Genomic DNA, 12,627 nt, shown 5'->3' on the forward strand with positions numbered 1-12,627 from the left:
ACATTTCTACGGTACGTTCCGGCCCATGAGGCTCACGATCATCGGCGGCGGTGGGTTCCGTGTCCCCCTGGTATACCGGGCGCTACTGACAACGGCGGGTGACGGTTCATCCGTTCGCTGTAGCGAGGTCAGACTCCATGACACGGACCCGGTGCGCGTGCGGGTGGTGGCGCGGGTCTGCGAGGCGCTGGCCGAGGGCGTGCCGGGGGCGCCGGCGGTGCGGATCGCGGAGACGCTCGACGAGGCGGTGCGGGACGCGGACTTCGTCTTCCACGCGATCCGGGTCGGCGGCACCGGGGGCCGGGTGCGGGACGAGCGGGCGGCCCTGGACGAGGGGTTGTTGGGGCAGGAGACGGTCGGCGCCTCCGGGGTGCTCTACGGGCTGCGCACGGTGCCGGTGGCGCTGCGGGTCGCGGAGCGGGTCGCCGAGCTGGCGCCGCGCGCCTGGCTGATCAACTTCACCAACCCGGCGGGCATGGTGACCGAGGCGATGGCGAGCCGGCTCGGCCACCGGGTGATCGGCATCTGCGACTCTCCCGTCGGGCTGGTGCGCCGCGCCGCGTGGGCGGCGGGGGTCGACCCGGCGGAGGTCAACTACGGCTATGTGGGCCTCAACCACCTGGGCTGGCTGAACTCCCTCAGCCACCGGGGCGTCGACCTGCTCGCCGGGCTGCTGGCCGACGACGCGGCGCTGGCCGGCTTCGAGGAGGGCCGGCTCTTCGGCGGCGAACTGCTGCGCGCGCTCGGCACGTTGCCCAACGAGTACCTGCACTACTACTACCTGGCGCGGGAGACCAGGCGGGCGGTGGCGGAGGCGGAGCAGACGCGGGGCGCGTTCCTCGCCGCCCAGCAGGGCGCGTTCTTCGACGAGGCGGCGCGCGCGTTGGAGGACGCGCCGGCGCTCTGGGAGCGCACGCGCCTGGAGCGCGAGCGCACCTACGGCGCCGAGCAGCGGACGGCCAGCGGGGGCGGCGAGCGCGACAGCCGCGACCTGGAGGGCGGCGGCTACGACGGCGTCGCCCTGGCCCTGATGCGCGCCATCGCCGACGACCGCCGCACCCGGCAGATCCTCAACGTGCGCAACGCGGGCACCGTCCCCGGGCTGCCGGACGACGCGATCGTGGAAACCGTCTGCGAGGTCGACTCCCAGGGCGCGCACCCCGTCCCCACCCTCTCCCCCGGCCTCGCGGAGCTGGGGCTGATGCTCCAGGTCAAGGCCGTGGAACGGGCGACCATCCAGGCGGCGTCGACCCGTTCGCCCGCGCTGGCCCGGCACGCGCTGGCGCTCCACCCGCTGGTCGACTCCGCCCGGGTCGCGGAGCGCGTCCTGGCCCGCGCCGGCTGGCCGGAAACGGTCTGAGCGGCCCCCGGCAGAAGCACCCGGATCAGGCCAGGTTGACGCCGGTCAGCCGGCCCTCGCCGGTACCGGCACCCGGCTGAGGTCCTCCGCCACGGTCAGCTCGCCGGTGAAGCCGGCCGCCCGCGCCTCCTCGGCGAACGCGGCCGGGTCGCGGTAGCGCTGCGAGAAGTGCGTCAGCACCAGGTGCCGCACCCCGCACTCGGCCGCGACCCGCGCCGCCTGCCCCGCCGTCAGATGGCCGTACTCCTCGGCCAGCGCCTCGTCGGCCGCCAGAAAGGTGGACTCGATGACCAACAGGTCGCAGCCGTCGGCGAGTTCCCCCACCGCGTCGCACAGCCGGGTGTCCATCACGAACGCGAACCGCTGCCCCGGACGTTCCTCGCTGACCTGGTCCAGGGTCACCCCTCCAAGCCGCCCCGCGCGCCGCAGCCGCCCCACGTCGGGGCCGCTGACGCCGAGCGCCGCCAGCCGCTCCGGCAGCATCCGACGCCCGGCCGGCTCCTCCAGCCGGTACCCGAAGGACTCCACCGGGTGGGAGAGGCGCCGCGCGCTCAACGTGAACGCGTCCGTCCGTTCCAGCACGCCGTCCTCGGCGACCGGCGCGGGGCGCAGCTCGGCCGTCTCCTGGTAGGCGGTGGCGTAGCGCAGCCGCTCGAAGTAACGCTGCCCGCTCGCCGGGTAGTGCACGGGCACCGGGTGCGGCACCCGGTCCAGGTTGATCCGCTGGATCACGCCGGCCAGCCCCAGCGAGTGGTCGCCGTGGAAGTGGCTGACGCAGATCCGGTTCAGCGAGTGGGCGCTGACCCCGGCGAGGGTCAGCTGCCGCTGGATGCCCTCGCCCGGGTCGAAGAGGATGCCCTCCCCGTCCCAGCGCAGCACGTACCCGTTGTGGTTGCGCCGGCGCGTGGGCACCTGGCTGGCGGTGCCGAGCACCACCAGTTCACGACCGGCCATCGAACGGCGCCCCTCAGCCGGGCGGCCAGTTGAGGCCGCGCCCGCCCAGCACGTGGGCGTGCGCGTGGAAGACGGTCTGCCCCGCGCCGGCGCCGGTGTTGAGGACGACGCGGTAGCCGTTGCCCGCGACCTTCTCCTGCTCGGCGACCGCGCCCGCCTCACGCAGCACGTCGGCGGCGACCTCGGGCGCGCCTGCGGCGAGCGAGGCGGCGTCCGGGTAGTGCGCCTTGGGAATCACCAGCACATGGCTGGGCGCCTGCGGGTTGATGTCCTGGAACGCGACGGTGGTCTCCGTCTCCCTGACCACCGTCGCCGGCACGTCGCCCGCCACGATCTTGCAGAACAGGCAGTCAGCCTGCGGCTCTCCGGCCATCCCCCGGGACCTCCCGTGCCTTGACGCTGGGCAGTGACCGAAGGATGGTATCGCCTCGGCGCCGGCCACGGACTTCCCCGCCCTTGACGGCGCGGGGATCGCGGCCCGTGAGTCCGTTCCGAGGGAAGTGGCCGACTGGTAGCGTGCAGCGGTCATTCGTTCCACCATCAATGCGAGCAAAGCGAGCAGTCGCCCGAGGAGACCTCCAGAACCATGTCGACCAAGGCCGCACAGCCGCAGCGCGAGCAGTGGGGAAGCCGGCTGGGCTTCCTCATGGCCGCCATCGGATCAGCCATCGGGCTGGGGAACATCTGGCGCTTCCCCGCCGTGACCTACGAGCACGGCGGCGGCGCGTTCCTGATCCCGTACCTCGCCGCGCTGCTGACCGCCGGCATCCCGCTGCTGATCCTGGAGTACACGATCGGGCGGAAGTACCGCTCCTCGCCGCCCGGCGCGCTGAGAAAGCTGGCGAAACCGGCCGAGGCCATCGGCTGGTGGCAGGTGGCGATCTGCTTCGTGGTGGCCACCTACTACGCGGCGATCCTGGCCTGGGCGGTCCGCTACACCGGCTTCTCGTTCGACCAGGCGTGGGGCGACGACCCCGAGGGCTTCCTCAACAACGACTTCCTGAAGCTGAACGAGACGCCCGGCGAGGTCTCCACCTTCGTGCCGGGCGTCGCCTGGCCGCTGGTGGCGGTCTGGGTGCTGACCCTGGTCGTCCTCGCGTTCGGCGTCCGCCGGGGCATCGAGCGGGCCAACATCGTCTTCATCCCGCTGCTCGTCGGCTTCTTCCTGGTGCTGGTGGTCAGGGCGCTCACCCTGGACGGCGCCGCGGAGGGCCTGAACGCGCTCTTCACTCCCGACTGGGGCGCGCTGAGCGAGGGCAGCGTGTGGGTGGCGGCCTACGGCCAGATCTTCTTCTCGCTCTCCGTCGGCTTCGGCATCATGATCACCTACGCCTCCTATCTGCACCGCAAGTCGGACCTGAGCGGTTCGGCGATGGTCGCCGCGTTCGCCAACAGCTCGTTCGAGATCCTGGCGGGCGTCGCGGTCTTCGCGACGCTGGGCTTCATGGCGCAGGCAGCGGGCGTCGGCGTCGCGGACGTCACGTCCAGCGGCGTGGGGCTGGCCTTCGTGGCGTTCCCGCAGATCATCTCCGAGATGCCGATGGGCGCGCTCTTCGGCGTGCTCTTCTTCGTCTCCCTGGTGATCGCGGGCCTCACCTCGCTGATCAGCATCGTGCAGGTCATCGTCGCCGCCGTGCAGGACCGCACCGGTCTGGCCCGGGTGCCGGCCGTGCTGGGCGTGGGCGGCGCCGTCGCCCTGGTCTCGCTGCTGCTCTTCGCCAACGACAGCGGCCTCTACTTCCTGGACACAGCCGACCACTTCATCAACCAGTACGGCATCGCGCTCGCCGGCCTGGTGCTGCTGATCACGGTCAGCTGGGGTCTGCGCAAACTCCCCGCGCTGCAACGGAACGCCGACGCGACCTCGTCCGTCGGCCTCGGCAGGTGGTGGCGGATCTGCCTCGGGGTGATCACGCCCCTCGTGCTGACCTGGATGATGGTGGACAGCCTCCGCCACGAGCTGGACGAGAACTACGGCGGCTACTCGACGGACTTCCTGCTCTGGGCCGGCTGGGGCGTCGCCGGCGGCGCGCTGCTGGTCGGCGTGGTGCTCGCCCTGCTCTTCCGCCGCAGGCCGGCCGCCGACCATCCCGAATCCGCCGACCGGCCAGAATCCGCCGACTCGCCGGAGAGGAGCGCCTGATGTCCACCTCGGCCATCGTGATGATGATCGTCGCCATGCTGGTGGTGTGGGGCGGCCTGATCGCCGCCATCCTCAACCTCCGCGGCCACCCCGACGCCGAGGAGCCGGACCCGGAGGACGTTCCGCACCCGCTCTGACCCACGAACGACCGGCGGGCCGCCCCCACATCGCCAACGGGGGCGGCCCGCCGTCCGTCACGCGGCAGCGGCCGGCGGACTCAGTCGACCGACTTGACCACCCGGGCGGGCGTCCCCGCGACCAGGGTGCCGGCGGGAACGTCGCGGCTGACGACCGCCCCCGCGGCCACCACCGCCCCGGCGCCGATGGTGACTCCCTGGAGGATCACGGCCGTCGCCCCGATCCACACGTCGTCCTCGACGACGATCGGCGCGAGGGACAGATACGCGCGACGCTCGGCCAGCGGCAACGGATGCCCCCCGGTGATCAGGCTCACCCTCGGACCGATCATGACACCGTTCCCGATGCTGATCCCGCCCTTGTCCATGAACGTGCAGCCCTGGTTGACGAAGACGTTCTCCCCGAACGTCGTGTGCAGCCCGCACTCGGTGAAGAACGGCGGGTAGAGCGTCACCGACTCCGGGAGCGCCCCGCCGAACACAACGGCGAGTAGTGCGGCGCGACCCTCCCTGTCGCCGAAGGGCAACACGTTCAGCCGGGACGTCGCGTCGGTCACCTCCTCGATGCGCGCCGCATGACGTGCGAACTCGGCTGTTCTGACATACATGACCTGCTCGGTACGGGTGGACATGCGGCGATCACACCAGCACGAGAAGCCGGCGATCAAACAACCACCCAACCCCCCGGACACAACCAATAGTTGTGCGGTTAGCCTGACGGCGTGGACGTGGAAGCCCTGCGCACGCTCGTGTGCGTCGCCGAGACCGGCCAGTTCCAGGCGGGCGCGGACGAACTCGGCATCAGCCAGCAGGCGGCCTCCAAGCGGGTCGCCACCCTGGAGAGACAGCTCGGGGTCACCCTCCTGACGCGCACCCCGCGAGGCTCCCGACTCAGCCTGGACGGCCAGGTCTTCCTCCCCCACGCCCGGCGCATCCTCGCGGCCGTCGACCAGGCCGAACGCTCCATACGCCCCGGCAGCCGTCCCCTCCGCGTCGACGTACTCCACCGACGCATCGCGCCGGCCCAGGCCGTGTACCGCTTCTACCGCGCCCACCAGGAGAAACCACACCTCGACGCGGTGACCCTCGGCGACGAGAACGCGGCTCAGGCCGCCCAGGCGGTGCGGGAGGGAACGGTCGACGCGTCCTTCCGAGCCCTGCCGAACGACCGGGTCCCGGCCGGGATCAGGGCCGAACGGCTGCTCGACGCGCCCCTGGAACTCCTGGTCGGGCCCGGCCACCCGCTGGCCGGCGCGTCACGGGTCCGGCCAACGGACCTGGCCGGCCACCGCATCTGGGTCCCCGGGATCAGGCCCGGCACGGAGTGGGGGGCGTTCTACCAGGCGCTCTCCGAGACCTTCGGCCTCAGCATCGACGCGCTCGGCCCCCACTTCGGGGACGAGGCCCTGATGGACGCACTCGCCGAGTCGCCCTCCCTGGCCACCCTCGTCGGCGGCGGCGACCGTTATCTCTGGCCCGAGACCCACGACCTGCGGCGCATCCCGCTGCACCAACCGACCCCGGTCTACCCGCACATGCTGCTGACCCGCACCGACGACCGCCACCCCGTCCTGACCGCGCTCCGCGACCACCTCCGCGCGACGGGCCCACGGCTCCCCGACGACGCGTGGGTGCCAGCGGCTTGGGCGGAACGGATCTAACGCGCGACGTGCCGTACGAACGCGCTCCAGGCGCCCGCCCCGAACGTCACGACATCCCGCTTGTCCTTGCTGTCCCGAACCGGCACCGCACCCGGCACCCCGTCCCGGATCTCCACACAGGCTCCGCCGTTACCACTGCTGTTGCTCGACGTGCGCCACCGCTGCTCACTCACGGATTACCTCCTCGGTATGGCCAACGACCAACGGCGGGCCGCCCGTTCAGGACAACCCGCCGCATGGATGCAACGCGCAACGGATCTAACGCGCGACGTGCCGCACGAACGCGCTCCAGGCATCCGCCCCGAACGTCACCACGTCGCCCCTGACCTTGCTGTCCCGAACCGGCACCGCACCCGGCACCCCGTCCCGGACCTCCACGCAGGCTCCGCCGTTACTACTGGTATAAGTCGACGTACGCCACCGCTGCTCACTCATGGAATTCCTCAGCCAGTTGGTTCAGAAGAGCGACTGAGTGTCGTGGGGCCAACGCATCAGCCTTCAGCCGCTCGATCCTCCGGGCCGCATCGCTCAGACGAGCCTCGTCATTGCTGAGCTGGCCGCCCATCACTGTATCGGAGTACAGGCATTCCAGGCCGTCTGATTGTCGGAGCATGATCATCGGGTCGGCTGACGGAGGGGCACCCAACTCGATCGGCAGCACCTGGAGCGTCACCTGCGGCAGCGCCGCCATCGTCACCAGATGAGCGAGCTGCGCCCGCATGACGCCTCGGCCACCAACCGGGATACGCAGGCAGCACTCGTGCAGGATCGCCCAGAACACCGCAGGTGTCTCACCCGCGAGTACCTGCTGGCGCTCCAGCCGGGCCTTCACCTGTGCTTCGATCTCGTCGGCCGTGGCCTCCGGCGCGTACGCCTCGAAGGATGCCCGCGCGTAGTCCCCCGTCTGAAGCAGACCAGGCACGAGTGTCAACGAATACTCCGTGATCCACCGCGCCTTCCGCTCCTGCTGGACGAACGGCTGGAACCACGCCGGGAGGCCGGTGTTGACCACCCGGGCCCGCAGCCGCGCGTACAACCCGTCCGTCCCCAGCGCGAGATCGCAGCCCTCCACGAATCGCTGCGACGGAACGATCAGCCCGGACTCCACCTTGGACACGTAACTCAGGCTGTAACCCGTGGCCTTGGCCAGATGCTCCTGAGTGAGACTGCGCCCCAGACGGCCGGCTTTGATCTCGGAACCGAGAAACACGAGATCGTTCAAACCACTGCCGAGCTTCCCCGCCTCGTCCCCGTTGACCTGCTTCTTTGCCACAACTTCCCCCCATAACCCACCGGTTGGACTTGAATTTCGGCCAATGTACCCACTGCTCACGGCTTTGTATGTGCTCTGCTGAGGAAGTTCCCCCGCAAGAGCGACTCCGGACCGCCCGCAGGCCGGCCCGGGTTATTCCCAAACAAAGTGGAGGCCCAGCCGTGATCTTCCAGTCCCACGCCGACTACCTCGCCCCGCACCTCGGACTCCCCGAAGGCCCCCTGCCCACCGACCCCATGGGCAGGGCGGCGCTGCCCGAACCCGAACCCGTCGAGGGATGCGCAGAGTGCCTGCGCCTCTCCCACGGCAGGGACCGCGCCAAGTACCTGCGCGACTGGTCCTACGTCACCGACTTCAACATCTTCCTGCGCCAACACCCCGACCACCGGCCGATCTGAGGCCGCCGGAGGCGGTCCGGGCCCAACGGCGCGAGGAGTCGCGCAGTCGCCTGAGACACTGATCGGCATGGTGACACTTGACGGAAGGCCGGTATCCACCGCCGAGCTGCTCCCGCTGGCGCTGACCAACCTGGGGCACTTCACCACGATGCGCGTCGACGCCGACGGCACCGTCAGAGGGTTGTCACTGCACATGGAGCGTCTCGCCCGGGACTGCGCGACCGTCTTCGGGGCCGAGCTGGACACCGCGCGCGTCCGCGCGTTCGTCCGCCGCAGCCTGACGGGGCATGAGTCGCCCTGCGTCGTGCGCGTCACGATCTATGACCCCAGCACCGACCTGGGGCACCTGGCGGAGGCCGACGACCCGCACGTCCTGGTGACCGTACGCGCGGCGGCCACGGGGCCGCTCCCGCCGCTACGCGTCCGGAGTGTCAGGTACGAACGCGACCTCCCGCCGGTCAAACACGTCGGCCTCCTCGGCGCTCTGCACGCCCGCCGCACGGCGCAGTTCGCCGGATACGACGACGCGCTCTTCATTGACCGCGACGGTCACGTGACCGAGGGGAGCAGCTGGAACGTGGGCTTCGTCGACCAGGGCGGCGCCGTCGTGTGGCCGCTGGGAGACGTGCTGCCCGGCGTCACCATGGCGCTACTCCAAGAGAGCGCAACACACCGGGTCGCCGTCGTCACCCCGGAGCAGGCCGGAAACATGGCCGCCGCGTTCGCGACGAACACGAGCTTCGGCGTCCGCCCCATCGCCTCCCTGGACGGGATCGAACTCGCCGTGGAGCACCCGACGTTGGAGCGTCTGAGCGCGACGTACCTGGGGCTCCACGGCGCGCGCCCGTAGCTTGGGCAGGGCCGCCTCCGCTCGACCCCGAACACTTACCGGTGGCCCCTGCGGCCGGATTCGTTTAACGTAACACCGACAGTCGACACGCTCGGCCGCAGCAGCGAGGCCCCCCGAGGGGGGCCTCGCGCAGGCACCCCCTGGCAGGGGGCGCGTGTCACTACGGCGCGCTCCGCAAGTACGCGCACCGCGACGCTCGACCACCCCCGAACACCCCTCCCAGGCGGAAGCTTTACGTTTTATCACAGTCGAGATAGGGTCTGGTCTCATCACCGATCCGACGCGGGCTTGGGGAATCCCGTTGAGGCGCGCACAGCCGTGCGCAAGGCCAGTTGAGGTTTCACCGCAGTGTCGCCACACACGTGGTTAAGGGGGTGCGTGAGGATGAAGTCCATCCCGCAGAAACGTGAAATCAGCATGTACAGACCAGAAGTGGCCGCGTCCTCGATAGAGCGACTCCGTATGGTTCTGGAATCTGGCTGGATCGGCCTTGGACCGGCCACTAAGAAGTTCGAGGAACAGTTGGCTAAGTCGGAACTGATCGGCAAGCATCCGGTTGCCGTCAATTCCGGTACTGCGGCGCTTCATCTTGCTCTGGTGGTGGCAGACGTCCCCCGGGGCAGCGCCGTGATCGTGCCAGCCAACACCTTTGTCTCAACCGCTGCGGTGGCGCTCCAACACGGGTGTCGCGTCGTTCTCGCCGACATCGAACGCACGACGGGCAACCTCGATCTGGATTCCGTACGGGAGATCCTCCGCACGGAGCCGGACGTCAGCGCCGTCATCGCCGTTCACTACGCCGGCATACCTTGCGACATAGCCGGCCTGAACGAGATATCGGCCCGCCACGGCGTGACCGTGGTGGAGGACTGCGCCCACGCCATCGGCTCGACATGGCGAGGGCGCCCGATGAGCGAGTCCCCGAACATCCAGGCGTATTCCTTCCACGCGACCAAGGCCCTCGCCATCGGCGAAGGAGGTTGCGTCACCTTTCCTGACGCCGCGTCCGCCGAGCGCGCCAGCAAGCTGCGCCGACTCGGGATTGACATGGGCGCCCGGTCCTGGTCGAACCCCTACGACATTCCCGAATTGGGTTTCAAGTACAACATGGGCGATGTCGCGGCCGCGATCGGCCTCGCCCAACTGGAAACGTTGCCGGAGAAGCTGCGTCAGCGCAGGTCGATCGCCCGTCGCTACCGGGAACAGCTGGCCGACTCCCCGGTGGAACTTGTCCACGAGCGCCACGAGTCCGACCGGTCGGGGGGCTTCGCCGTCCCGGTCCTGGTCCCCGAACGGGACCGCGTCCGCAAGGAGCTCAGCGCCGCGGGAATCCAGTCCGAGATCTATTTTCGACCGCTGGGGGAATTCCCTCTTGGCGCGACCCGTTCCACGCCGGTGGCCGAGCGGTTCGCCCGGGACGTCATCTGTCTACCTATCCATCCGCTCCTCGACGTCGACGATGTCGACCGTGTCTGCGACCGACTTCTCGGGTGCGTGGCATGAGTACGCGCACAAGGGGAGGCACACACGTTGTCGACGGACCCTGCACACAAGTGATCGACAGCGTGGGGGAATTGCGCTCGGAGTGCCTGCGTCGGCGTCATTCCCTGACCGCGCGCGTTCTTCCGCTGCCGCTGGCCGACCTCCGCCGCTGGTCTCTGACCGAGGAAGGGGCCCTGGCCCACGAGACGGGAAGGTTCTTCCGGATCGTCGGCGCGCGAGACACCTCAGACCCGCTTCACCCTCTCGAACAACCCCTCATCGAGCAACACGAAGTCGGAATGTTGTGCCTGTTCGTCACACTTTTCGACGGCGAGTTCCACGGCTTGATCACCTTCAAGTTCGAGCCGGGAACCCCCGACGGCGTCGAGGTCGCGCCAACCGTGCAGGCCACCCGCAGCAACTACGAGGCCGCACATGGTGGAACACGTGTGCCGGCCGCCGAGATCGCGCTCTCCAACGACGTACGCACGTTCGCCGACGCGGTCCAGCGTGAACAGGAGTCCTGGTTTCTCGGGAAGGTGAACCGGAACCGAGTCGTCCGCCTCGCCCCCTCCGAGGCAGTCGAAGTCGCGCGGTCCCTCCCAGAAAGTCGATGGGTTCCTATACGAGTCCTGTTGGCAGCGGCTTTGGAAAGTCGACTGCTCAATATGGACCTGCGCTCCGTCCTGTCCATGTGGCCGCTGGAAGCCCTTTCACCCGTCGTTCCCCACCTCGCCGAGGAGCCCCCAACCCGCGGGCTGGAACCGCCGGTAGGGCGCTCGTCCCCCGCGCTGGTGCCGCTGCGCCGATTGTCGGAGTGGTACATGGCCGACAACATCGAGCACCGACAGCGCCGCTTCTTCTCCGTCGTCGGCTGTCGCGTCGAGGGCCAGGGCCGCGAGGTCGCCTCCTGGGATCAGCCGCTGCTCGCGCCGGCGGGCATGGGCCAGTGCACGCTGCTGATGCAGCGGAGCGTGCGTGGACTTGAGTTGCTTGTGGCCGACCGGGTACGGATCGGCTCTGTGCGCGGCGCCAGCCTGGAGGCACGGTTCCAGCGCGGCGACATCGCCGACCACGCCACGGGCGCGCGGCGCCTGTCGATGAGCGAGGAGGCGTCGGGGCTGGCCCGCTGTGCGACGGTCCACGCGGTGGTGCACGCCGAGGAAGGCGGCAGGTTCCGCGGCGCCCTCACCACCTACCAACTGGGACTGCTGTCCGACGCCGCGGGCGAACGGCCGGCCGGCCGCTGGATGACGCTGCGCGAGGTGGAGGCGCTGGGCCAGCGCGGTGACCGGCTCGGCGTCGAACTGCGCACCTGTCTGGTGATGGTAAAGGGACTGCTCGCGACCGGGGTCCTGACAACATGATCGCGGCAATGGGCAACTCCGAGTACCTGAGCCGCAGGACCGCACCGCTTCTCCAGGAGTTCAACGCACCCGACTCGCGTCTCCTCGTGGGCACGGACCACACCCCGGGGTCGGGCGCCGACGCGCGGGCCGAGGGGATCGAGTACGCCGACCGCGACGCGGTGCTGTCCGACCGGGACGTCGAGACCGTCTACGTGTCGAGCGCTACCGGCCGTCACTTCGACGACTGCCGCCGGGCGTTGGCGGCGGGAAAGCACGTGCTGGTCGAGAAGCCGGTCTGTCTGACGGCCGAGGAGGCCGGGGAGTTGGACGGCATGGCGCGCGCGTGCGGCCGCACGATCTTCGAGTGCCTGTCCTACCCGTACCACCCGGCCTGGGCGGACTTCTCGGCCCGGGTGCGCCGCCAGCGCTGGACGGGGCCGGTATCCGTCTCCGCCGTCTTCCGTATCCCGGGGCGGGTGCCGACGGACTTCCGCCTGCATCCCCGCCACGGAGGAGCCGCCGCCGACCTGGGGACGTACTGCGTCGACGCGCTGCTGCGGCTGGGCGCCGTCGCCGAGGACTTGGGCATCGGCACGGTGATGTTCGGCGGCGCGGAGACCGACGGCGGCACGGCACTCACCAGTCGCCTGGTCGACGGGCGCCTCTCCACCTACACCGGCTCGTGGGCCATCGGCGATTCCTACGCCAACAGCGTCGTCGTCGCGGACAGCCGGCGGCGGCTGGAGCTGCTGCGCGCGTTCTCACCGCCAGTGGACTCCCCTGTCCGGGTGGTCGAGAGACGCCCGGGCGCGCCCGGGTCGGCGGTCGTCGCGACCTCCGCGCCGGCCAACGCGACCCGCGCCTGTCTGAGCGCGGGTGCCAGACACGTGCGGGACACCGGGACGGCGGGACTCGTCGACCATCGCGGAATTCTGCGCCGCATCGCCGTCCTGGAAAAGGCGACGGCACCTCTTCCCGCTTGACCCACTCCCGACCACGGATCGACCACGGCCCCACTGC

The 12,627-nt window shown here is 70.1% G+C and carries 15 protein-coding genes; 9 read left to right on the forward strand and 6 right to left on the reverse strand.

Features of this window, described 5'->3' with window-relative positions; translation table 11 throughout:
- Positions 1–25 precede the first annotated feature (25 nt).
- Entirely contained in the window at positions 26–1,360 is a 1,335-nt protein-coding gene (locus FH715_RS00865; protein WP_139640037.1) for a family 4 glycosyl hydrolase, read from the forward strand.
- A gap of 45 nt (positions 1,361–1,405) precedes the next feature.
- Here FH715_RS00865 and FH715_RS00870 read toward each other — a convergent pair whose 3' ends face one another.
- Complete coding sequence (locus FH715_RS00870) at positions 1,406–2,314, reverse strand: ribonuclease Z (RefSeq protein WP_139640038.1); 909 nt, start codon at positions 2,312–2,314, stop codon at positions 1,406–1,408.
- A gap of 13 nt (positions 2,315–2,327) precedes the next feature.
- A complete protein-coding gene (locus tag FH715_RS00875; RefSeq protein WP_139640039.1) occupies positions 2,328–2,687 on the reverse strand; it encodes a histidine triad nucleotide-binding protein in 360 nt (119 codons plus the stop codon).
- Positions 2,688–2,900: 213 nt separating this feature from the next.
- On the opposite strand from FH715_RS00875, the gene FH715_RS00880 reads away from it, so the two are divergent.
- Together FH715_RS00880 and FH715_RS00885 are read left to right on the forward strand one after the other, a co-directional pair.
- Positions 2,901–4,457, forward strand: coding sequence for a sodium-dependent transporter (locus FH715_RS00880; protein ID WP_139640040.1), 1,557 nt, complete (start codon positions 2,901–2,903; stop codon positions 4,455–4,457).
- Complete coding sequence (locus FH715_RS00885; RefSeq protein WP_139640041.1) at positions 4,457–4,594, forward strand: methionine/alanine import family NSS transporter small subunit; 138 nt, start codon at positions 4,457–4,459, stop codon at positions 4,592–4,594. The genes FH715_RS00880 and FH715_RS00885 overlap by 1 nt, the downstream gene beginning before the upstream one ends.
- A gap of 80 nt (positions 4,595–4,674) precedes the next feature.
- Here the strand turns inward: FH715_RS00885 and FH715_RS00890 are convergent, their stop codons facing one another.
- Positions 4,675–5,202, reverse strand: coding sequence for a DapH/DapD/GlmU-related protein (locus tag FH715_RS00890; RefSeq protein ID WP_139640380.1), 528 nt, complete (start codon positions 5,200–5,202; stop codon positions 4,675–4,677).
- A gap of 114 nt (positions 5,203–5,316) precedes the next feature.
- Between FH715_RS00890 and FH715_RS00895 the strand changes: the two genes are divergently transcribed.
- On the forward strand, positions 5,317–6,255 hold the full coding sequence (locus FH715_RS00895; RefSeq protein ID WP_139640042.1) for a LysR family transcriptional regulator: 939 nt from the start codon (positions 5,317–5,319) through the stop codon (positions 6,253–6,255).
- Here FH715_RS00895 and FH715_RS00900 read toward each other — a convergent pair.
- From FH715_RS00900 to FH715_RS00910, 3 genes are all read right to left on the reverse strand, one after another.
- Entirely contained in the window at positions 6,252–6,428 is a 177-nt protein-coding gene (locus tag FH715_RS00900; RefSeq protein ID WP_139640043.1) for a DUF397 domain-containing protein, read from the reverse strand. The two genes, FH715_RS00895 and FH715_RS00900, sit on opposite strands and share 4 nt — an antisense overlap.
- Before the next feature lie 85 nt (positions 6,429–6,513).
- On the reverse strand, positions 6,514–6,690 hold the full coding sequence (locus tag FH715_RS00905) for a DUF397 domain-containing protein (protein WP_139640044.1): 177 nt from the start codon (positions 6,688–6,690) through the stop codon (positions 6,514–6,516).
- Positions 6,683–7,528 (reverse strand): helix-turn-helix domain-containing protein, encoded by an 846-nt coding sequence (locus tag FH715_RS00910; protein WP_170184584.1) that lies wholly within the window; start codon positions 7,526–7,528, stop codon positions 6,683–6,685. Before FH715_RS00910 ends, FH715_RS00905 begins: the two co-directional genes overlap by 8 nt.
- Before the next feature lie 161 nt (positions 7,529–7,689).
- On the opposite strand from FH715_RS00910, the gene FH715_RS00915 reads away from it, so the two are divergent.
- From FH715_RS00915 to FH715_RS00935, 5 genes are all read left to right on the forward strand, one after another.
- On the forward strand, positions 7,690–7,926 hold the full coding sequence (locus FH715_RS00915; RefSeq protein WP_139640046.1) for a hypothetical protein: 237 nt from the start codon (positions 7,690–7,692) through the stop codon (positions 7,924–7,926).
- A 67-nt stretch (positions 7,927–7,993) separates the two neighbouring features.
- Positions 7,994–8,776 carry an aminotransferase class IV family protein gene (locus tag FH715_RS00920; RefSeq protein ID WP_139640047.1) on the forward strand — a complete coding sequence of 261 codons (783 nt, stop codon included), beginning with the start codon at positions 7,994–7,996 and terminating at the stop codon, positions 8,774–8,776.
- 384 nt (positions 8,777–9,160) lie between these two features.
- The gene (locus tag FH715_RS00925; RefSeq protein ID WP_139640048.1) at positions 9,161–10,279 is read left to right on the forward strand and encodes a DegT/DnrJ/EryC1/StrS family aminotransferase; all 1,119 of its coding nucleotides are present in this window, start codon (positions 9,161–9,163) and stop codon (positions 10,277–10,279) included.
- Between the two features lie 50 nt (positions 10,280–10,329).
- On the forward strand, positions 10,330–11,625 hold the full coding sequence (locus tag FH715_RS00930; RefSeq protein WP_170184585.1) for an NDP-hexose 2,3-dehydratase family protein: 1,296 nt from the start codon (positions 10,330–10,332) through the stop codon (positions 11,623–11,625).
- An 8-nt stretch (positions 11,626–11,633) separates the two neighbouring features.
- Complete coding sequence (locus FH715_RS00935) at positions 11,634–12,590, forward strand: Gfo/Idh/MocA family protein (protein WP_170184586.1); 957 nt, start codon at positions 11,634–11,636, stop codon at positions 12,588–12,590.
- Positions 12,591–12,627: the final 37 nt, after the last annotated feature.

This window comes from Streptomyces sedi, from assembly GCF_006335015.1.
Taxonomy (GTDB): domain Bacteria; phylum Actinomycetota; class Actinomycetes; order Streptomycetales; family Streptomycetaceae; genus Streptomyces; species Streptomyces sedi.

Coding starts and splice junctions, on each gene's coding strand:
- FH715_RS00875 (WP_139640039.1), bottom strand. CDS start 2,687: ATGGCCGGAGAGCCGCAGGCTGACTGCCTGTTCTGCAAGATCGTGGCG.
- FH715_RS00885 (WP_139640041.1), top strand. CDS start 4,457: ATGTCCACCTCGGCCATCGTGATGATGATCGTCGCCATGCTGGTGGTG.
- FH715_RS00870 (WP_139640038.1), bottom strand. CDS start 2,314: ATGGCCGGTCGTGAACTGGTGGTGCTCGGCACCGCCAGCCAGGTGCCC.
- FH715_RS00920 (WP_139640047.1), top strand. CDS start 7,994: ATGGTGACACTTGACGGAAGGCCGGTATCCACCGCCGAGCTGCTCCCG.
- FH715_RS00865 (WP_139640037.1), top strand. CDS start 26: ATGAGGCTCACGATCATCGGCGGCGGTGGGTTCCGTGTCCCCCTGGTA.
- FH715_RS00890 (WP_139640380.1), bottom strand. CDS start 5,202: ATGTATGTCAGAACAGCCGAGTTCGCACGTCATGCGGCGCGCATCGAG.
- FH715_RS00935 (WP_170184586.1), top strand. CDS start 11,634: ATGGGCAACTCCGAGTACCTGAGCCGCAGGACCGCACCGCTTCTCCAG.
- FH715_RS00925 (WP_139640048.1), top strand. CDS start 9,161: ATGAAGTCCATCCCGCAGAAACGTGAAATCAGCATGTACAGACCAGAA.
- FH715_RS00880 (WP_139640040.1), top strand. CDS start 2,901: ATGTCGACCAAGGCCGCACAGCCGCAGCGCGAGCAGTGGGGAAGCCGG.
- FH715_RS00905 (WP_139640044.1), bottom strand. CDS start 6,690: ATGAGTGAGCAGCGGTGGCGTACGTCGACTTATACCAGTAGTAACGGC.